15 protein-coding genes are annotated in these 20389 nt (G+C 66.8%); 11 read left to right on the top strand and 4 right to left on the bottom strand.

The window, feature by feature from the left end:
- Window positions 1-18: 18 nt before the first annotated feature.
- The 4 genes from AQZ59_RS05495 (at window position 19) to AQZ59_RS05480 (ending at window position 7820) form a co-directional block, all read left to right on the top strand.
- Window positions 19-2139 carry a dipeptide ABC transporter ATP-binding protein gene (locus AQZ59_RS05495; protein ID WP_101923747.1) on the top strand — a complete coding sequence of 707 codons (2121 nt, stop codon included), beginning with the start codon at window positions 19-21 and terminating at the stop codon, window positions 2137-2139.
- Between the two features lie 205 nt (window positions 2140-2344).
- Window positions 2345-4075 (top strand): ABC transporter family substrate-binding protein, encoded by a 1731-nt coding sequence (locus AQZ59_RS05490; RefSeq protein ID WP_082661180.1) that lies wholly within the window; start codon window positions 2345-2347, stop codon window positions 4073-4075.
- 119 nt (window positions 4076-4194) lie between these two features.
- Entirely contained in the window at window positions 4195-6093 is a 1899-nt protein-coding gene (locus AQZ59_RS09675; protein ID WP_062613667.1) for an ABC transporter transmembrane domain-containing protein, read from the top strand.
- Window positions 6090-7820, top strand: coding sequence for an ABC transporter ATP-binding protein (locus tag AQZ59_RS05480; RefSeq protein ID WP_068538794.1), 1731 nt, complete (start codon window positions 6090-6092; stop codon window positions 7818-7820). Before AQZ59_RS09675 ends, AQZ59_RS05480 begins: the two co-directional genes overlap by 4 nt.
- Here AQZ59_RS05480 and AQZ59_RS05475 read toward each other — a convergent pair.
- The gene (locus tag AQZ59_RS05475) at window positions 7817-8431 is read right to left on the bottom strand and encodes a PH domain-containing protein (protein WP_062613665.1); all 615 of its coding nucleotides are present in this window, start codon (window positions 8429-8431) and stop codon (window positions 7817-7819) included. The genes AQZ59_RS05480 and AQZ59_RS05475 overlap by 4 nt on opposite strands.
- 137 nt (window positions 8432-8568) lie before the next feature.
- Here AQZ59_RS05475 and typA point away from each other — a divergent pair, with 137 nt between their 5' ends.
- From typA to AQZ59_RS05445, 6 genes are all read left to right on the top strand, one after another.
- Window positions 8569-10509 (top strand): translational GTPase TypA, encoded by a 1941-nt coding sequence (gene typA, locus AQZ59_RS05470; RefSeq protein ID WP_062613664.1) that lies wholly within the window; start codon window positions 8569-8571, stop codon window positions 10507-10509.
- Complete coding sequence (locus tag AQZ59_RS05465; RefSeq protein ID WP_062613663.1) at window positions 10506-10895, top strand: hypothetical protein; 390 nt, start codon at window positions 10506-10508, stop codon at window positions 10893-10895. Before typA ends, AQZ59_RS05465 begins: the two co-directional genes overlap by 4 nt.
- 82 nt (window positions 10896-10977) lie before the next feature.
- Window positions 10978-13050, top strand: coding sequence for a VanW family protein (locus AQZ59_RS05460; protein ID WP_143602036.1), 2073 nt, complete (start codon window positions 10978-10980; stop codon window positions 13048-13050).
- 54 nt (window positions 13051-13104) lie between these two features.
- The gene (fdxA, locus tag AQZ59_RS05455) at window positions 13105-13428 is read left to right on the top strand and encodes a ferredoxin (RefSeq protein WP_062613661.1); all 324 of its coding nucleotides are present in this window, start codon (window positions 13105-13107) and stop codon (window positions 13426-13428) included.
- Window positions 13429-13430: 2 nt separating this feature from the next.
- Window positions 13431-14555 carry a succinyldiaminopimelate transaminase gene (gene dapC / locus AQZ59_RS05450; RefSeq protein ID WP_062613660.1) on the top strand — a complete coding sequence of 375 codons (1125 nt, stop codon included), beginning with the start codon at window positions 13431-13433 and terminating at the stop codon, window positions 14553-14555.
- Between the two features lie 106 nt (window positions 14556-14661).
- Window positions 14662-15993 (top strand): citrate synthase, encoded by a 1332-nt coding sequence (locus tag AQZ59_RS05445; RefSeq protein ID WP_062613659.1) that lies wholly within the window; start codon window positions 14662-14664, stop codon window positions 15991-15993.
- A gap of 226 nt (window positions 15994-16219) precedes the next feature.
- Here AQZ59_RS05445 and AQZ59_RS05440 read toward each other — a convergent pair whose 3' ends face one another.
- Genes AQZ59_RS05440 through AQZ59_RS05430 form a run of 3 tightly spaced genes read right to left on the bottom strand, consistent with a single transcriptional unit; the run spans window position 16220 to window position 19151 of the window.
- A complete protein-coding gene (locus AQZ59_RS05440; protein WP_062613658.1) occupies window positions 16220-16849 on the bottom strand; it encodes an NUDIX domain-containing protein in 630 nt (209 codons plus the stop codon).
- A complete protein-coding gene (locus AQZ59_RS05435; RefSeq protein ID WP_201783157.1) occupies window positions 16846-17475 on the bottom strand; it encodes a Maf family protein in 630 nt (209 codons plus the stop codon). Before AQZ59_RS05435 ends, AQZ59_RS05440 begins: the two co-directional genes overlap by 4 nt.
- Entirely contained in the window at window positions 17472-19151 is a 1680-nt protein-coding gene (locus AQZ59_RS05430) for a DUF885 domain-containing protein (protein WP_062613656.1), read from the bottom strand. The genes AQZ59_RS05435 and AQZ59_RS05430 overlap by 4 nt, the downstream gene beginning before the upstream one ends.
- Before the next feature lie 118 nt (window positions 19152-19269).
- Here AQZ59_RS05430 and AQZ59_RS05425 point away from each other — a divergent pair, with 118 nt between their 5' ends.
- Entirely contained in the window at window positions 19270-20310 is a 1041-nt protein-coding gene (locus AQZ59_RS05425; protein WP_062613655.1) for an adenylate/guanylate cyclase domain-containing protein, read from the top strand.
- The last annotated feature ends 79 nt before the right edge of the window (window positions 20311-20389 follow it).

The following is a 20389-nucleotide window of genomic DNA, read 5'->3' as shown; positions in this document are numbered from 1 at the left end:
TCTACGAAAGAGACCAACGTGAGTGAAACTACCGACGATCGTTCGTTGCCCACCCCCACGCCCGGCGTGCCGGTGGTGGAGGTGTCGGGCCTCAACGTCCGCTTCCCTTCCGAGGATGGCGTGGTGCACGCCGTGCGCGGAGTCAACCTCACCGTGAACTCGGGCGAGGTGCTCGGCATCGTGGGCGAATCTGGATCGGGTAAGTCCGTGACCTCCATGTCGATCATGGGTCTGCTCGATCCGGCGGCGGACGTGGAGGGATCGGTCAAGATCCACGGCACCGAGATCCTGGGCAAGTCCGATTCCTACCTGTCGAAGATCCGCGGCAAGAACATCGCCATGGTCTTCCAGGACCCGCTTTCGGCCCTGACCCCGGTCTACACGATCGGCGATCAGATCATCGAGGCACTCCAGTCGCATGACAAGAAGATCTCGGAGAAGGACGCCCAGGCCCGCGCGGTAGAGCTGCTGAGCATCGTGGGCATCCCGAACCCCGAGATCCGGGTCAAGTCCTTCCCGCATGAGTTCTCCGGCGGAATGCGCCAGCGTGCCATGATCGCCATGGCGATCGCCAACAAACCGGACCTCATCATCGCCGACGAACCGACCACGGCACTCGACGTGACCATCCAGGCCCAGATCCTCGACGTTCTGCGCCGCGCCCAGAAGGAGACGGGCGCCGCGGTCATCATGATCACCCACGACCTGGGCGTGGTAGCCGGCATCGCCGACAAGGTGGCGGTCATGTACGCCGGGCGCATCGTGGAGCGTGGCGCGGTGGACGAGATCTTCTACCACTCCGCCATGCCCTACACGATCGGCCTGCTCGGCTCCCTGCCGCGGCTCGATTCGAAGAAGGACAGCCAGCTCGCCGTCGTCGAAGGCAACCCGCCGTCGATGCTGTACGAACAGACCGGCTGCCCTTTTGCCGCCCGCTGCCCGGTGGCCGTGGAAGCCTGCCTGGACGGGGAACCCACGCTCGAGCCGGTCAAGTCTGACACCCCGGACATCCCGCACGACGTGGCCTGCATCCGCCGCGAGGAGATCCGCGACGAATCGAAGCGCTACTCGGATATTTACCCCAAGCCCGCCCCCGTCATTCCGCCGTTCGATGGAACGCCGCGCAACGAGCGCGAAGAGGTGCTGCGCCTGGAGGACATGAAGAAGCACTTCCCGCTCATGAAGGGCTCGGTGTTCCGCCGGCGCGTGGGCACGGTCCACGCGGTGGACGGCATTTCCCTCGACATCCGTGCGGGGGAGACCCTGGGCCTCGTGGGCGAGTCCGGCTCGGGTAAGACGACCACCCTCATGGAGGTCCTCAACCTGGTCAAGCCGATCGAGGGCAAGATCGTGGTGCTCGGGGAGAACACGGCGGACATGACGCGCGCGGACCGCAAGCGCGTGCGCAATGACCTCCAAGTGGTCTTCCAGGACCCGATGGCCTCCCTTGACCCGCGCATGCCGGTCTTCGACATCATTGCTGAACCGCTGAAGTATGCCGGCTGGAATAAGGCCGACATCGAGCCGCGGGTGAAGGAACTGATGGACATGGTGGGCCTCGAGCCCGCGCACGTCAACCGCTACCCGCGCAACTTCTCCGGCGGCCAGCGCCAGCGCATCGGCATCGCCCGCGCGCTTGCGGTCCAGCCCAAGCTGCTGGTGCTGGATGAGCCCGTCTCGGCACTCGACGTGTCGATCCAGGCCGGCGTCATCAACCTGCTGGACGAACTGCGCGCCAAGCTCAACCTGTCCTACCTGTTCGTGGCTCACGACCTGTCGGTCATCCGCCATATCGCCGACCGCGTGGCCGTCATGTATTTGGGCAAGCTCGTGGAGGTTGGCGATGTCGACGCCGTCTTCGAGGCGCCGCGTCATCCCTACACCCAGGCCCTGCTCTCCGCGATCCCGATTCCGGATCCGGCAAAGGAGCGCAGTCGCCACCGCATCCTGCTCAAGGGCGACCTGCCGTCGCCGGCGAACCCGCCCAAGGGGTGCCGCTTCGTCACCCGTTGTCCAGTCTTTGAGACGCTGATGGAGGGGGAGAAGCAGGTCTGCCAGGGGGCTCACCCCGAGTTCTCCACCATGGGTGCAGATCACGACGTGGCGTGCTACTACCCGCGCCAGCTCAATGTTTTCTAACCGTTCCAGGTAGGGGTGGGCCCGCGATCGTCGATCGCGGGCCCACCCTTTTGACCGGCGGCAATAGACATTTCTTGACCGAAAAGTAGATAACGCTTCGGTAACGGATGGGGAGAGGTTTTCACGATGTCGAGATTATGGACTAATCTGGCTCCATGAACTTTCGCACGTCCGGCGAAAGGCGAGTCCTGAAGGAGGACATTTTATGCGAATGAAGAAGGCAGGCATTGCACTGGTTGCCGCTGGCGCGCTCACGCTGAGCGCCTGCTCGTCTGGTGGTTCGAACGGCGGCTCGGGTGGCGACCCGGGCAAGGGTAGCGACGAGAAGGTGCTGCCGGCGTCGGACTACAACAAGGTTGATCCGGCCGAGCTCGCCGACGGCGGTACGCTCCGCCTCGCGATCTCTGACGCCTACCCGGAGCAGTTCAACCCAAGCCACGTTGACGGCAATACCGTTGACGTCTCCTCCACCATCTCCTCGTTCATCGCCCCGGTGAACTGGATTTTCGACGAGAACGGTGGCTTCGACGTCAACCCGGCCTACCTCGAGTCCTATGACGCGAACCTTAAGGGCGACGGCGAGAACGCCATGGTCATCACCCTGAACCTCAACCCGGATTCCAAGTGGAATGACGGCACGCCCATCACCGCCGCCGACTACGAGGCGCTGTGGAAGGCCTGCTCGGGCCAGGTCGAGGGCATCAGCTGCCCGTCCTCTGATGGCTGGACCCAGATCAAGTCGATCGAGGCTGGCGACTCCCCGCAGCAAGTCATCGCCAAGTACTCGGAGGAGTACCCGGACTGGTCGGCGAACTTCTCCACGGTTCAGCCCGCGGCTGGTATCTCCGATCCGGAGACCTTCAACACTGGCTGGGTTGACCCGGTCGAGGCGAACAAGTTCTTCGCCGGCCCGTTCCGCGTGGCGAACTCGAACGCCGCCCAGAAGGTCCTTACCCTTGAGCGCAACCCTGAGTGGTGGGGCTCGACTCCGAAGCTTGAGACTGTGACCTTCTCCTCGCTGAACCAGCAGGCCACGGCCTCCGGCTTCGCGAACGGTGAGATCGACGCGATCAACTTCATTGTTGACGCCGCCTCCTACGAGACGGCACAGAACCGCCCCGACGCTCAGATCACGATGTCGTCCTCGGTTCAGTGGCGTCACTTCACCTTCAACTCCCGCGCGGGTGCGCTCCAGGACAAGGCGGTTCGCCAGGCGATCCAGCTCGGCATTGACACCAAGGACATTGCCGCTTCCGACCTGTCTGGCCTGCCCTCGCAGGATTACGATCTGAACCTGGGCAACCACTTCTTCATGCCGAACCAGGCTGGCTACCAGGACAACTCGGTCGGCTTCGACCCGGAGGCGGCCACCGCCCTCCTCGAGGACGCCGGTTACACCATGAATGAAACCTCGGGCTACTACGAGAAGGACGGCCAGGAGCTTGGCTTCCGTTACCTGCGCATTCCGGGTAACGCCGCGAATGAGAACGAGGGCGCCATGCTCATGGAGATGATGAAGGACATCGGCATCAAGGTGACCTACCAGGATGTTGAGGGGCAGAACTTCTTCAAGCACGTCATTGGTGGCGAGTACGATGCGACCTCCTTCGCGTGGAACGGCACCCCGTACCCGATGGCGAACGTCGGCCAGATCTACGGCAACCCGTTCGATGATGAGGGCAACCTCGTGAACTCGAACTTCGCCGGCCTCAAGGTTGACAAGGTTGACGAGCTGATCCCGCAGATCGCTGCTGAGACCGACGTCGACAAGCGCCGCGAGCTCACCAACGAAGCCGATAAGGTGATCTGGGACGAAGTCATGGTTCTCCCGCTGTACTACCGCGCGAACATCACGGCAATCCCCTCGAACCTGGCGAACTACGGTTCGACCACGTTCGAGACCCTGCTGACCGAGAACATCGGCTACACCAAGTAATCTCTCGGCTATAGCACACGAACACGGAGGGCCGTCCCGGAAGGGGCGGCCCTCCCGCATATTGTCACGTGAGACTGCGTTTGACACTTGACCGATGACGGTGTGGAATTGCGAAAGCTATGGCAAAACACGTTTCTTCTCAGCGCGCCTCCCGCGCAATTAATCAGCGCCGGTTCGAGGTTGGGCCGCAGCCGAAGCGCTGGCCGGCCTCCTTCGAGATGTCCGCGGTTCCGGAGATGGACCCGGGCCGCCTGCTTCGTTCTACCCTTCGCGCGAACTGGCAGGTGTTGGCGCTTGCCACGCTCCTGTCGATGGCGGCGTACGGCGGCGGGGTGTTCATCTCCTGGGCGCTGGGGCGGGCGTTGGACTCCGGCATCGAGCGCGGCCTGACCACGTCCCTACTCCCAGGGGTCGCCCTCATTTTTGCCGCGATGGCGGTACGGATGATCGGCGCGGCTGCCGAGCCCGTGCTCATGGTGACAGAGTTGCGCGCGCATGTGGGCTGGTCGTTGAAGATGGTGGAGCGGATCGCGGGCGTGCGCGGAGGAGGGCGCGCAGCGATCCCGTCGGGGGAGATGGTCACGGCCGTCACCACCGACGCCCAGAAGCTTGGCGCTTTTTCCTACATGGTTGCCGACGTGACGGCTGCAATCTTCTCCTTTGTGCTGACCGCCGCCCTCATGCTCCGCATTAGCGTGCCACTAGGGCTTGTGGTGGTGATCGGGGTGCCGGTGGCGATCGGGATCATGCTGGTGTTCATCAACCCGCTCCAGCGCCGCCTTGACGCCCAGCGCGAGGAGAGGGGCAAGCTCACCACCCTGGCCTCGGATGCCGTGGTCGGCCTGCGTGTGCTGCGCGGCGTGGGCGGGGAGGATATTTACATCGGGCGTTACACGCGCCAGTCGGAGAAGGTGCGCGAGACGGGGATTCGTGCCGCCGCCCTGCAGTCCTTCCTCAACGCGTTGTCGGCCGCGGTGCCGTACGGCTTCACCGTCCTCATCGTGGGCGGCGGCCTGTGGGAGGTCTATTCGGGCGCGATGACGCACGGCCAGCTCGTATCCTTCTACGGGTATTCGATGTTCATGGGCGCTCCGATCTGGATGGTGCTCGGCTTCCTGCAAACGTACACCGACGCCCGCGTCTGCGCCGGGCGGGTGGCGAAGGTGATGGCGATTGAGCCCCTCACGTCCGACGCCGCCGCCCAGCCGGCCCGCGCCGGCGCAGACTGGTCGTGCGCCCACCTGCGGGACGAGGCGACGGGTGTGGAGATCAAGCCCGGCCTCAACACGGCGCTCGTGTGCTCCGCGCCCGAGGTCTCGGCCGAGCTCCTCGAGCGTCTGGCCCGCACCGACGACGCCGCCCCCGTCACCGCCCGCTGGGAGGGCGAGGATTCCATCCCGCTGACGGCCTTCCCGCTGGCCGAGGTCCGTAGCGCGATCGTGCTCTCGGACGCGATCGCCCAACTCTTTCAGGGCCGGCTGCGCTCGAACCTGGAGGCGAACAACGCTGCCTGGCCGCTCCCACGCGAGGTGGGCCGCCAGATGGCCGACACGGGCGACGGCTCGGGGGTTGCCCACCGCGACCACAAGGACAACCCGGTGGCGATCGGGGTGCGCGAGCTCATGCTCGCCATGATCACCGCCGACGCCGCCGACATCGTTGACAGCCTGGAGGAGGGGCTGGACGGCTACGTGGCCGAGCGCGGCCGCTCGCTCTCGGGAGGCCAACGCCAGCGCGTGGCACTGGCTCGGGCGGTGCTCACCGAGGCGCCCATCCTCCTGCTCGTGGAGCCGACTTCCGCTGTCGACTCCCACACCGAGTCCCGCATCGCCCAGCGCTTGCGCGCCGCGCGGGAGGGCCGCACCACCGCCGTCGTCACCACCTCGCCCATCGTGCTCGGTGAGGCGGACGAGGTCATCTTCCTTGGTGCCGACGGCGCCGAGCTCGCCCGCGGCACGCACGCCGAGCTGCTGGACGATCCGCGCTACTTCGACGTCGTGCACCGGGAGGCCCGATGAAACTACCCATTGCAACAAACCGGACGGTCGGGGCGAAGATGCTCGAACTCTTCGCCGCCTACAAGGACGAATTTCTGCTGGTCATCGCCACGCAGATCGTGGTGGCCGTGGCCGCCGTCATCACTCCATGGATCATCGGGCGCTCCTTCGACGCGCTCGCGGGCGGGGCACAGGCAGCGGTGATCCGCACGTATGTGGTAGCGATCGCGATCTCAATGCTGGCCAACGTGGTCGCCACATGGTTCGCCGACTTCCGTAGTCGCGTGCTGGGGCAGAAGGTGTTCCACGAGTTGCGCGTGCGGCTGGTGGAGGCCGTCATGCACTTGCCGCTGTCCACGGTCGAGGCGGCCGGCACGGGCGACCTGCTGGGGCGCACCACCGCCGACGTCAACCGGGTGGAGTTCATCATTCGCCAAGGGGTATCGCGCATCATGGTGCTGTCCTTCCAGGTGGTCGTCACGGTGGTGGCGGCGTTCCTGGTGGAGTGGCGGGTCGGCTTTGTGGTGCTCCTGAGTTTTGTTCCGATGTACTTCGTGGTACGCAAGTATTTGCGCCGTACGATCGCCGTGTACCTGGCGGCCTCCGCGCTCAACGCCGAGGTCTCGGGTGACATCACGGAAACCGTGGAGCAGTCCGCCACGGTCGATTCGCTGGCGATGAGTGAGGTGCGCATCCGCCGCACCTCCGTGCTCCTGCGCGAGTACTGGGACAACGAGCGCTACTCGGGGCTCATGCGCTCCTACCTGGTCATCTCCTTGCTTGCGGTGCTTTACGCCCCGATGGTCATCTCGATCCTGTGGGGGGCCTGGCTGGTGGGCCTGGGGTATGTGACGGTGGGTGCGGTCATCGCCGTCACACTGTATGCCCAGCAGCTGCGTGTGCCGCTGGATGAGCTCGCCTGGTGGTTCGACGAGCTACAGTTCGCCGCCGTCGCGCTCGCCCGTATCTTCGGCGTGGCCGAGGTTGAGGCGGACAGGGTTGCCGGCGACGCCGTCCCGGCCAGTTCCGCGGTCAGTGTGGAGGGCGTCTCGTTCAGCTATCGCGACGGCCGGCCCGTGTTGCGCGACGTCAGCCTCGAGGTTGCCCCGGGTGAACGGCTGGCGATCGTCGGCCCGTCGGGCGCGGGCAAGTCGACCCTCGGCCGCCTCATCGCCGCGGTCAACCCGCCGGGGTGTGGCTCGATCCGCGTGGGCGGGGTGGAGGTCACGGCGCTGCCCGAGGCGCTCTTGCATCAGACCATCGCGCTCGTCACCCAGGAAAATCACGTGTTCGTGGGCACGATCGCCGACAACCTGCGCTTTGCCAAGGAGGATGCCACCGACGCCGAGCTGCTCGCGGCGCTCGCCACCGTTGACGCCACGTGGGTGGAGCGCTTGGAGAAGGGCCTTCAGACCCGCGTGGGTTCGGGGGAGAAGGAGCTGGCGCCGTCGCAGGCCCAGCAGCTGGCCCTGGCGCGCATTGTGCTACTCGACCCTGACGTGCTCATCCTCGACGAGGCGACCTCGCTGCTCGACCCTACGGTGGCGCGCTCGGCCGAACAGTCGCTGCTGCGCCTGCTCGAGGGCCGCACGGTGATCTCGATCGCCCACCGCCTTTACACGGCCTACGACGCCGACCGCGTGGCTGTCATGATCGACGGCGAGGTAGCCGAGCTCGGCTCGCACGACGAGCTGGTGGCTAGGGGCGGGGAGTACGCCTCACTGTGGGAAGCCTGGCAACAGGACTAGCGGGTGCCCGCGATTGCCAGACCCGCTCCGGCGAGCGCCACGCCGAGCACGATGACCGGCAGGGGCTGGAACTTCGTCACCGTCTGATCGGGCCAGTATTGCGCGGGCTTGAGGCTGGCGCGTAGCTGGGCGTTGCGGGTGATGTTGCCGTGGCGGACCATGATGAGGTCCGCGGCGAAGCCGGTGGAGACGGTGCGGGAGAGCGTGCCGGAGTCCTCCCACACAATGTCCGGATCCTCGTAGGCCTTCTTGCGGTCGCGCCAGGAGTTGTTGAACAGGCCCACGTTCGAGGGCACGCCCCACACGCTGATCTTGCGGTCAGCCCGGTTGTAGAGGTAGAGGCCCCAGCGGTTTTCGGCGAGCGCCAGGTCGGACCAGGGGATCAGGTGTTCGCGGATAATGTTGACCACGCGCAGGCCGCCGGGCCCCACCTCGAGGCGTGGGTTGTGGAAGACCACCCAGCCGAAGGCGGCGAGGACGGCGGCGATCGGCACGGCCCACAGCAGCTCGGCCACCCCGCCGTGGACCGCCGAGCCCACCAGGGAGATGGCGGCGAGGGCGTAGAGGAGGTAGGCGTAGGTGCGGGTTTTACCGCGCAGGATCACAGTCATGCCGGTATTCTCTCACGCTCCGCTGGGCGCTGCCGGGCGGGCCCGTGTACTTTCGCTCGCATTTGGCCGGCCGCTCTACGCCGGTGCGGCGGGCCGGGTTTAGGATGAGACGTTGGCTTTCTACCTGAAGGATTCCTATGACCCTCACCGTTCGCAACGATCTGCGCAACGTCGCGATCGTGGCCCATGTCGACCACGGCAAGACCACCCTGGTGGACGCCATGCTCTGGCAGGGTGGCGTCTTTGACCCGCATGCCACGGTGGAGTCCACCGGCGAACGCGTGATGGACTCGGGCGACATCGAGCGCGAGAAGGGCATCACGATCCTGGCTAAGAACACGGCCATCTCCTACGTGGGCCCGTCCGCGGCCGAGTTCGGCGCGCCCGAGGGGCTGACCATCAACGTCATCGACACCCCCGGGCACGCGGACTTCTCCGGCGAGGTCGAGCGCGGGCTGTCGATGGTGGACGGCGTGGTGCTCCTCGTCGATTCGTCCGAGGGCCCGCTGCCGCAGACCCGCTTCGTGCTGCGCAAGGCGCTCGAGGCCGGCCTGCCCGTCATCCCGGTCATCAACAAGGTCGACCGCCCCGACGCCCGCATATCCGAGGTGGTCCAGGAAACCCAGGAGCTGCTGCTCAACCTCGCCGCCGACGTCGAAAGTGAGGGCACTGCACTCGACCTCGAGGCGATCCTGGAGATCCCCGTGGTTTACGCCGCCGCGAAGGCCGGCCGCGCGTCGCTGACCCAGCCCGACGACGGCGCCCTGCCGGACTCGCCCAACCTCGAGCCGCTCTTCCGCGCCATTTTGCAGCACGTGCCCGCGCCCACGTATGACCCGGCGGCCCCGCTCGTTGCGCAGGTGACCAACCTGGACGCCTCGCCGTTCCTCGGCCGTTTGGCGCTCGTGCGCGTGTTTTCCGGCGAGCTGAAGAAGGGCGCCTGGGTGGGCTTGGCCGACGGCCCGGATTCGCCGATCGAGCGCGTCCACATCACTGAGCTCCTGCGTACGAAGGGCCTCGAGCGCCAGCCGGCCCCGAGCGCCGGCCCGGGTGACATCGTGGCCATCGCGGGGATTGCCAACATCACGATCGGTGAGACGCTGGTGGACATGGAGGACCCGCGCCCGCGCCCGCCGATCCACATTGATGATCCGGCGATTTCCATGACGATCGGCACGAACACCTCCCCGCTGGCCGGCCGCGTGGCTGGCCACAAGCTGACGGCCCGCCAGATCCGCGACCGGCTCACCCAGGAGCTCGTGGGCAACGTGTCGATCCGCGTGCTGCCCACCGACCGCCCTGACACGTGGGAGGTCCAGGACCGCGGCGAGCTGGCGTTGGCCGTGCTCGTGGAGACGATGCGCCGCGAGGGCTTCGAACTGACCGTGGGCAAGCCGCAGGTGGTGCGCAAGGTGATCGACGGCGTCGTGAACGAGCCGTGGGAGCGCGCGCAGGTGGACGTGCCCGAGGAGTACCTGGGCGCGGTCACCCAGCTCATGGCGCTGCGCAAGGGCCACCTGGAGACGATGGCGAACCGCGGCTCGGGGTGGGTGCGCATGGAGTTCATCGTGCCGGCACGCGGGCTTATCGGCTTCCGCACGCAGTTTCTCACGCTCACGCGCGGCACGGGTATCTACACCTCGATCTCGGAGGGCTACAAGCCGTGGGCGGGGGAGATCGTCTCGCGCCAGACCGGCTCGCTCGTGTCGGACCGTCAGGGCCAGGTGACAGCGTTCTCCCTGCAGCGCCTCGAGGACCGCGGCACGTTCTTCGTGGACCCGGGCGACGAGGTCTACGAGGGCCAGGTAGTGGGCGAGAACCCGCGTAACGAGGACATGGATGTGAACGTGGTGCGCGCAAAGGAGATGACGAACATGCGCTCCTCCACCGCCGACGTCTTCGAAACGCTCCAGGCCCGGCGCTACCTCACGCTCGAGGAGGCGATCGAGTTCGCCGCCGCCGACGAGTGCATCGAGGTCACGCCCGAGACGGCGCGCATCCGCAAGGTCGAGCTGTCCGCGACGCTGCGCGGGCGGGAGGCCGGGCGGAAGAAGGCCGCGGCGAAGGCGGGCAAGTGAAGAGCGTCGTCGGCGCGGTGGTCGGCTTCGTCACGGGGATGCTGACCGTGGTGGTGTCGGCCGGACCCTTGGATATGCCGTGGGTGGGCGTTGGGCTGGCCGCGGGGATCGTGGCCGCCGGCGCGTGGTTCATGTGGGAGTGGGGCTCGTTTGGGGCCTGGGTGGCCTACGTCATCGGCACATTCGCCGCGACGGGGTGGCTGGTCTACTTCCCGCCCGCCGATGACACGCTCGCCGTGGTCGGCGCCGGCGTTTCGTCCACCTGGGTCCTCGTCGCGGCCGTATCGGCGGTCTTTCCTGTGCCGCTCGTGATCCGTTACGGGGCGCGCCGTGGCCTGGGGGACGAGGGCGCCGACGACGTCGACGACGCCGAGGCGGGCCTGTAGCGGCCGCGCGGGTGACGTTGGCGGCCTTTTCAGCAACACCCGGAGGTGTCTTAGTAAGATCGGTGTGAACAAGGGAGAAAACGTGGCTGATAACCAGGACGACAACCTCGTCGACGCGTGGCGCAGGCGCCTCGGCGATGAGTCCACCGACGAGGCGAACGGCGCCGACTCGGCGGGCGCGACCGCGGCAGAGACCCCGGCCGGTGAGCCGGCAGGCGAGCAGGCGGGCGCCGAGCAGGAGACCCAGGCGATGGAGGCCGCGCAGCGGCCAACCGAGGCGATGGGCGCGGCAGATCCGGCCCAGACTCAGGCGATGGGCGCTACAGAGGCCGGGCAGTTTGCGGCCACTGAGCAGTTTGCGCAGACCGAGCACTTCGCCGGCCCCGCGGACGCGGAAGAAACCGCTCGCTTTGACACCAACCCGGCTCCGGCCTTCGTGCCGGCGGGTGAACCGGCGAGCGAGCCTGCGGAAAGTGAGGGGGAGGCCGTGAAGAAGAAGCGGCGCAAGTGGCCCTGGGTGGCGGCGACCGTGGTGTTGCTTGGTGGCGCCTATACGGGCGCGGCCTACGCCTATCAAGACAAGATCCCGTCCAACACGTCGATCTCGGGCGTGCAGGTGGGCGGCATGAATGAGGCCCAGGCACGCGAAACCCTCGCCTCCGGCCTCCAGGACGTCCTCGCCACGCCACGCCAGGTGGGCGTGGCGGGCGATGACAAGTCCGACGCGGTCAATCCCGGCAACATCGCCCTCGAGATCGACTATGACAAGACGTTCCATGGGCTCACCGTCTTCTCGCTCGACCCGCGCCGGCTCTGGGCTCACATCTCCGGCGCCGCGAACGTCGACGCCGTCCTCACGGCCGACCAGGCCTCCCTCGATTCCGAGGTGGCACGCCTGGGCGAGGTATTCAAGCAGGACCCGGCCAACGCCGAGCTGGCGATCGTGGACGCGGCCACCCAGGTGACCGACGCGAAGGAGGGCCGCTCGCTGGACACCAGCGCGGCGGGGGAGACGATCCTGGGCAACTGGCTGGCGGGTGACGCCCCGATCGAGCTGCCCACCACCACGGTGGACCCCGAGGTCTCCACGCAGGACATGCAGGACTTCGCCACCTCCTCGGTGGACCCGTTGCTGAGCGACAAGATTTCGATCACGGTCAAGGATTCGCTGGTCGAACTTCAGCCGGCCCAGACAGCCGACCTGATGAGTGTCACGACGGCGGAGGGTAAGGCGTCGCTCGTCGTCGATAAGGACAAGCTCAACGCCGTGATCCAAGAGGCCGTGGGCGACGTGCTCGGGACGCCGAAGGACGCCACGATCGCGATCATGGATGGCGCGCCGAAGATCACCCCGTCGGAGAGCGGGGAGTCGGTGGATGCGGAGCAGATCGCCACGGCGCTGCTCGCGCTGCCACAGGGAACGGACCGGACGGTCGTCGCCGAGGTCACGGTCCAGGAGCCGAAGTTCACCACCGAGGCGGCTGAGAAGATGGGGATCAAGGAAGTCGTCTCCGAAATCTCCACGCCGCTCACCAACGACTCGGTGCGCACCACCAACCTGGTGGTCGGCACGCGCATGGTCAACAACACGCTCGTCAAGCCCGGCGAGGAGTTCAATCTTGAGGAAGCGCTCGGCCCGATCGACGAGGCCCACGGCTTCGTCTCCTCCGGCGTGGTCTCCAACGGCTTTAACTCCACGGCGCTGGGCGGCGGCCTGTCCCAGCTGTCCACCAACACCTTCAACATCGGCTACCGGGCCGGCATGGTGGACGTGGCCCACAAGCCGCACTCGAAGTACTTCAGCCGCTACCCGATGGGCCTGGAGTCCACCCTGTGGAGCGGGCAGATCGAGATGATCTGGAAGAACAACACCCCCTACGGCGCACTGGTGGAGGCCTGGGTGGCGGACGGCCGGGTCTACACGCGCCTGTGGTCCACCCACTACTGGGACGTGGAGGTGTGGCAGGGCCAGCCGTACAACTACGTTCAGCCTGAGACGAAGACGAACCCGGCCAGGGACTGCGAGGCCTCGCCGGCGGGCGGTCCCGGATTTACGGTGACGGTGGGCCGCGTGGTCAAGCTCAACGGCGAGGTCCACGAGGATTCCCAGTACACGTGGACCTACCAGCCGGTACACGCAGTCAAGTGCGGGTGAGTCCGTCTTTCGTACTAGGATTGAGAGCAGTAAGAGGAAGAGAAAGAGGATAGCGTGACGTACATTATCGCTTTGCCCTGCGTGGACGTGAAGGATCGCGCCTGCGTCGACGAATGCCCTGTGGACTGCATCTACGAGGGCGAGCGCATGCTCTACATTCACCCTGACGAGTGCGTGGATTGTGGCGCCTGCGAGCCGGTGTGCCCGGTGGAGGCCATCTACTATGAGGACGACACCCCGGAGGAGTGGTCCGATTATTACAAGGCGAACGTCGAGTTCTTTGATGATCTCGGCTCGCCGGGCGGCGCCTCGAAGATGGGCCCGATCAAGAAGGACCACCCGCTGATCGCCAACCTGCCGCAGGGCATCAACGATTAGCTGTGGTTTTTTTCGCTGATAGCCTGCCCGATTTCCCGTGGGACACGCTTGTCCCCACGCGGAATCGGGCAGCGCAGTATCCGGGGCCGGTGTGTGACCTGACGATCGGCACCCCGGTGGATGACACGCCTGCGCTGGTACAGGCGGCGCTCGCTGAAGCGAGCAACGCCCACGGCTACCCCACGGTGCTCGGAACCGCCGAGCTGCGGGAGGCGATCGGGGCGTGGATGGCCCGGCGTGGCATCACCTCCGACGTGGGGGTCCTGCCCACGATCGGCTCGAAGGAGATGGTGGGCCTGTTGCCCTCCCTCCTGGGCCTGGGGGCGGGCGCGCGCGTGGGCTTCCCGGACGTCGCTTACCCCACCTACGACGTCGGGGCGCGGCTTGCGGGGGCAGCCACCGTTCTCATTGACACCGATGCCGACCCGTCCACGTGGCCGGCCGTGGATCTGCTGTGGCTGAACTCGCCGGGAAATCCCAATGGGCACGTGCTCTCCCGGGAACAGTTGCGGGCGATCGTGGCCTGGGCGCGCGAGCGCGGCGCTATCGTGGCCAGTGACGAGTGCTACGCCGAGCTGTGCTGGGACGTGGCCGAGGCGCCCTCCATACTCGACGACTCCGTGTGCGGCGGCGACCCGCGCGGCCTTCTCATGGTTTACTCCCTGTCGAAGCAGTCGAACATGGCCGGCTACCGCGCCGCCTGGATGGCGGGAGATCCGGCCATCATCGCCCCGATCGTGGAGCTGCGTAAGCACCTGGGCTTCATGATGCCCGCCCCCGTCCAGCATGCGATGGCCGTGGCCCTCGGGGACGGCGAACACGTGAGTGCCCAGCGCGAGGTGTACGGGCGGCGTCGTGAAACGCTGCTCGCGGCGCTCGACGCGGCGGGCCTGGTCAACGACCCGGCGTCGGTGGCGGGACTGTACCTGTGGGCGCGAGCCGAGGGGGCGACGTCGTGGGACATCGTGGACGCCTGCGCCCAGCTGGGGATCGTGGTGGCGCCCGGAACGTTCTACGGCGAGGCCGGGGACGGGTGGGTGCGCATGTCGCTCACCGCCACCGATTTCGCAATTAACGAAGCCGCCAAGCGCTTGGAAAGGATTTCTGACCTGCTGAAACGGTCCTAGTGTATTTATCTTGACTTTAAGGGATCACTTTTTCTCCGCAATCGGGTAGTGTGATGAATGTTAACTGCCCGGCAACGTGGTCGGGAAGGATCGCGAAGGAGACTCGATGTCTAACAATGCGCAATTGACGATCGATGGAACGACTCTTGAACTCGAACGCGTCACCGCCACCGAAGGCAATGACGGCTTTAGGATCGGCCAGATGCTCAGCCAGAGCGGCACCACCACCCTCGACCCAGGATTCACCAACACCGCCTCGTGCGAATCGGAGATCACGTACATTGACGGCGGGCAGGGCATCCTGCGCTACCGCGGCTACCCCATCGAGCAGCTGGCCGAGCGTGCCTCCTTCCTCGAGACTGCCTACCTGCTCATCTATGGCGAGCTGCCGGACGCGGCGTCGCTGGCGGCCTTCACGCGCCGCATCAAGAAGCACACCCTCCTGCACGAGGACTTCCGTAGCTTCTTCACGGCGTTCCCGTCGTCAGGCCACCCGATGTCGATCCTGCAGGCCGGCATTGCGGGCCTGGGCACCTACTATGAGAACACGCTCGATCCGAACGACGCCGAACAGCGCGACCTGGCCTCCATCCTCCTGCTGGCGAAGGTGCCCACGATGATCGCGTTTATCTCCAAGCGTGCCACCGGCCTGCCGCTCATCTACCCGGACGCCTCGAAGTCCTACACGGAGGACTTCCTGCGCATGACCTTCGGGCTGCCCTACCAGACGCACGACGTGGATCCCACGATCGTCAACGCGCTGGACAAACTGTTTATCCTGCACGCGGACCACGAGCAGAACTGCTCGACGTCCACCGTGCGGCTGGTCGGCTCTTCGCGCGCCTCGATCTACGCCTCGGTGGCGGCGGGCGTGGGCGCCCTGTCCGGCCCGCTCCACGGCGGCGCGAACGAAGCGGTGCTGCGCATGCTGGACGACATCCGCGAGGCCGGTATCCCGATCAAGGAATTCGTGCAGCAGGTCAAGGACAAGACGAACGACGTCAAGCTCATGGGTTTTGGCCACCGCGTCTACAAGAGCTACGACCCGCGCGCCAAGATTGTCAAGGGCCTGGCCGACGACATCCTCGGCCGCCTCAAGGGCGACACGGAGCTGTTCGACATGGCGATGGAGCTCGAGCAGGCCGCGCTTGAGGACGACTACTTCGTGGAGCGCAACCTCTACCCGAACGTCGACTTCTACACGGGCCTGCTGTACAAGGCGATGGGCTTCCCCACGAAGATGTTTACCCCGCTGTTCGCCCTCGGCCGCCTGCCCGGCTGGATCGCGCAGTACCGCGAGCTCGTGCTCGACCCGGCCCAGAAGATCGGCCGCCCGCGCCAGGTGTACGTGGGTGAGGCCGAGCGGGATTGGGTGAAGATGTCCGATCGCACCAAGCAGGACCGGGCCTTCGACGAGAACCTGGACTACGTGGTCTAGCTTGCCGGCGGCCGGGCCAGGCCTCCTGCGGGCGGGGCACCGGCCAGCGGCGGTCGCGCCACCTGAGGCGTCCCTGCCGCCAGCCGGCCAGGCCGCCCGCGCAAATGCTGCACTAATCCGCAAGATGCTGCACTAAATAACCGTAAAGTAGTGCAGCATCTTGCGGTTTTGTATAGCACCTGTGGGCGGCGCGCGGGTGCCGGCGGCGGGCGACAGCGGCCGGCGGCTAGGCGGGGATGTGGGCCAGCAGCTCGGGCAGGGCGCGCCGGAAGGGCGGCAGGAGGTCTAGAGCCTCGAGTTCGCTCGCCTTCACCCAACGTAGGTCTGCGGATTCGGGGTTGATAACGACGTCCGCGCCCGGGTCTGCCATCTTGGCCACGAACGTGGTGTAGCTCCAGTCGGGGTGGGCCAGCACGTGGCTGCCGGTGGGCGGCTCGAGCTCGCCGATCCCGGTCTCCTCGAAGAACTCCCGTAGAGCGCCTTCCCATGGGCTTTCACCGACGTCGATCGCGCCGCCCGGTACGCCCCACGTGCCGCCGTGGTGTGACCAGCCCGCGCGCAGCTGCACGAGCACTTCCACCGCGCCGGCATGCTCGCTGGTTTCCGGGTGGGCGCGGGCATCGCGGCGTGGGTCGGGGCGGGCGGGGGTGTCAAGCCGGGCGTCGGCGTCGGGGCATGCCACGGCGTCGTCGGCAAAAACAGCACCGGCAGAAACGGCCCCGGCGGAACCGTTAGCGGAAGCAACGGCATTGGCACTGGGCGTGGGCCGCCACGCCAGGATCCCGGCGGCGCCGAGTAGCCCCCAGTGGCGCTGCCCGCAGCGGCACTCGATGAAGCCGTCCCCGCCGCGGGTCATGGCCAGAAGTCCGTGATCGCGTGCCCCAGCTCGGCGAGCAGTTCGCGCAGGAGCGGCAGGGAGATGCCGACCACCCCGTGGTGGTCGCCCTCGATGCGTTCGATGAAGGGGCCGCCGTAGCCGTCGATGGTGAAGGAACCGGCCACCACGAGCGGCTCGCCGGTGGCGACGTAGGCCTCGATCTCGGCGTCGGTGAGGTGGGCGATGTGGACGGTGGCGGTGGATGTCCCCACGGCTACGCGCCCGGTGGCCACGTCGATGACGCAGTGGCCGGTGTGGAGGTCGCCGGCGTTGCCCCGCATGGCGCGCAGTCGCTGGAGGGCCACCTCGGGCGTGTGCGGCTTGCCCACCACCTGCCCGCCCATCTCGAGCATCGAGTCGCAACCGACGATCACCGTGGGTGGCTCGCCGTCCAGGAAGTCCAGCTCGGCGGCGATCTTCTTCGCCTTGGCCTCGGCCAGCAGCTGGACCTGCTCGGCCGCGCTGATCGGCCCGCGGGCCTTCGCTGTGGTGAGCAGCCCGTCCTCGTCCACGTCCGCCACGGCGATGCGCGGCGGGATGTGGGCGGCGAGCAGTGTGGCCTTGCGGGCGGGGGAAGCGGAGGCGAGGAGGAGGGTCTTCATCATTCCGCCAGGCCGTCGCGCAGGATGTCCAGGCCCACTGAGCCCATGGAGAGCGCCCGCATGTGCCAGTCCTTGACCGAGAAAGCCTCGCCGCGGGCGGCGGCCCGGGCCTCGGCGTCGGCGCGCAGCTGCTTCCAGATGCGGTGGCCCACCTTGTACGACGGCGCCTGTCCGGCCCAGCCCAAGTAGCGGTCGAGCTCGAACGCGAGGAAGGCGCGGTCCATTGCCACGTTGTCCTGGAGGAACTGCCAGGCTACCTCGCGCGTCCAGACAGGCGAGATGTGCCCGTATCCCTTCGGGGAGGGCTTGCCCAGGTGGAAGCCGATGTCGAGCGCCACGCGGGTGGCACGCAGTCGCTCCGAATCGAGCACGCCCATGTAGTCGGCCGGGTCGTCATGGTAGCCGAGCTCCGCCATGAGGCCCTCGGCATACAGCGCCCAGCCCTCGCCGTGCCCGGAGTTCCAGCACAGGTGGCGGCGCCAGTCGTTGAGCGAGTCCTTGACGTAGGTGGCCATGCCAATCTGGAGATGGTGGCCCGGCACGCCCTCGTGGTAGACCGTGGTCTTCTCCTGCCACGTGTGGAACACCTCGGTGCCCGCCGGCACCGACCACCACATGCGCCCGCCGCGCGCGAAGTCGTCCGAGGGGCCGGTGTAGTAGATGGCGCCCGTGCCCGAGGGGGCGATCATGCATTCGAGCTTGCGCAGCGGGTCAGGGATGTCGAAGTGGGTGCCGTGCAGGTCGTCCAGCGCGCGGTCGGAGGTCTCCTGCATCCACGCCTTGAGCGCGGCGGTGCCGTGGACCTGGCGGGCCGGGTCGGCGTTCAGTCGCTCGAGCGCCTCGGGGATCGTGACGCCCTTGCCGTACAGGTCTGCCACGATCGCCTCCTGCTCGGCGACGATGCGGGCCAGCTCCTCAAGGCCCCACTCATAGGTCTCGTCCAGATCCAGGGTGGCGCCGGTCGAGCTGCGCAGGCGCGGGGCGTAGCGCTCGCGGCCGAAGGCCTCGCTGGCCGCTCCGTGGGGCAGGATCTCCTCGCGCAGGAAAGTGGCCAGTTCGCCATACGCGCGGCGCGCCGAGTCGGCGGCGTCTTTCACGACGCCGGCCAGGTCTGGGTGCGCCGCACCGCCGCGGGCCGCGAGCTCCGCCAGCGGGGAGGAAGCGCCGGCCTTGTGCTCTGCCTGGGAGATCGCCAGCTCGATCTGCTTGGCGGCAGTGGGCGGGCCGGACTGGGCGCGGCGCAGCAGGGTCTCCTGCCAGCCACGCAGGGCCGAGGAGGTGTTCGCCAGGCGCTGGGCGATCAGCTCCCAGTCCGCGGCGCTCGCCTGAGGCATGTTGTCGTAGATCTCCTGGACCGACTGCAAGGGGGAAGCGATCACGTTGATGTCGCCCACCTCCCCGCGCTCGAAGAAGTCGATCTCCTGCTCCAGCTCGGCGGTGAGGGCAGCCTTGGTGACGCGGTCGACGGAGTCGGCAGGCTCAAGCGCCGACAGCTGGCGGAGGGTGGCAACGTTGAGCTCGTTGAGGTCGGCCAGGCCCTCGGGGGAGTAGTCGGAAAAGGCGCCGTCGTCGTCGCGCCCAAGGCCGAGCGCGGTGACGAGCTCGGGGGTGCGGTCGAGGACCTCGGAGACGTAGCGGTTGCACAGGATGTCGATATCTGAGGTGGGTCGAGAAGTCATGCCTCTACAGTAGTCGGTTGACGTGAGACAGGGCACGTTAAAGAGGGTACGATTGTGCAGGTTGAGGAAGCTGCCAAAGTTGTTGGCAAAGGAGTCGAAGATTGCTAGGCTGGTTCGTGTGACCCATAACACAGAGTTTGCGGGGTCCTCTGACGAGCATCCAACCACAGTCGAGACGCACGTGCGTCGGCTCCTTGACGGGCCCGCAAAGTATCAGCTGCGCGAGGCGGCGGAATTGGCCAACATGGACACCGATTCTGCACGCCGCTTCTGGCGCGCCATGGGTTTCCCCTACATTCAAGACCCAGAATCGCGGCTGTTTACCGAGTACGACGTCGACGTCATGCGCGCCCACCAGGACATGGTGGACCTCGGCCGCACCGATGAGGACACGCAAAACTCCCTGGTCCGCGCCCAAAGCCACCTGGCCGACCGCCTGGTGCTGTGGCAGTATGAGGCGCTCGTGGAGGAGGCCGAGGCCCGCCACGGGCTCGACGAACTCTCGGCCCGCTACTGGGTGCTCGACCACATAGGCGACTACGAAGAATTCCTCATTTACCAAATGAAGTACGCCTGGCGGCGCCACCTGGCCTCCTTCCTGCGCCGCACCGAGGTGGAGCTGGAAAACTTGCGCGCCGGCAATGACGTGATCTTGCTGCCGCGCGCGCTCGGCTTCGTGGACCTCGTGGCCTTCACCGACCGCTCCGGCCAGCTCTCCCCGCACCAGCTGGTGGACTTCATCCAAACCTTCGAGTTCACCTGCCGCGACGTCATCTCCGGCCTCGGCGCCCGCGTAGTGAAGATGGTGGGAGACGCCGTCCTCTATATTGCGGACGACCTGGCCACCGGCGCCGAGGCGGTGGCCGGCATCCGCGAGGCGCTGCGTGCCACCCCATCGATGCCAGAGGTGCGGGCCTCGCTCGTGTGGGGCCGGGTGGTCTCGCGCTTCGGTGACGTGTTCGGGCCGAGCGTCAACCTCGCCTCGCGGCTGTGCGCGATCGCGCCGGAGGGGTCGATCGTCGTGGACCGGGACACGGCCGAGGCCCTGCGCGCCCTCGACGCCCACAAGTACGTGCTCGAGGAGAACATCGGATCGGAGCTGCGCGGGATCGGATACATCGAATCGGCGCGGCTCACTGTGATGCCTGATGAGGAGTAGAACTTGCATCGTTCCACTTTTGCCTTGGCGATTTCTTTACTAGGCTAAATCCCAACGGCGTTCCTTTCACGATTGGACG

It is taken from the genome of Trueperella bernardiae (assembly GCF_001469025.1).
Lineage (GTDB): Bacteria > Actinomycetota > Actinomycetes > Actinomycetales > Actinomycetaceae > Trueperella > Trueperella bernardiae.
Note: the sequence above shows the minus strand (reverse complement) of the source record. Positions and strands in the feature narration are given on the sequence as shown.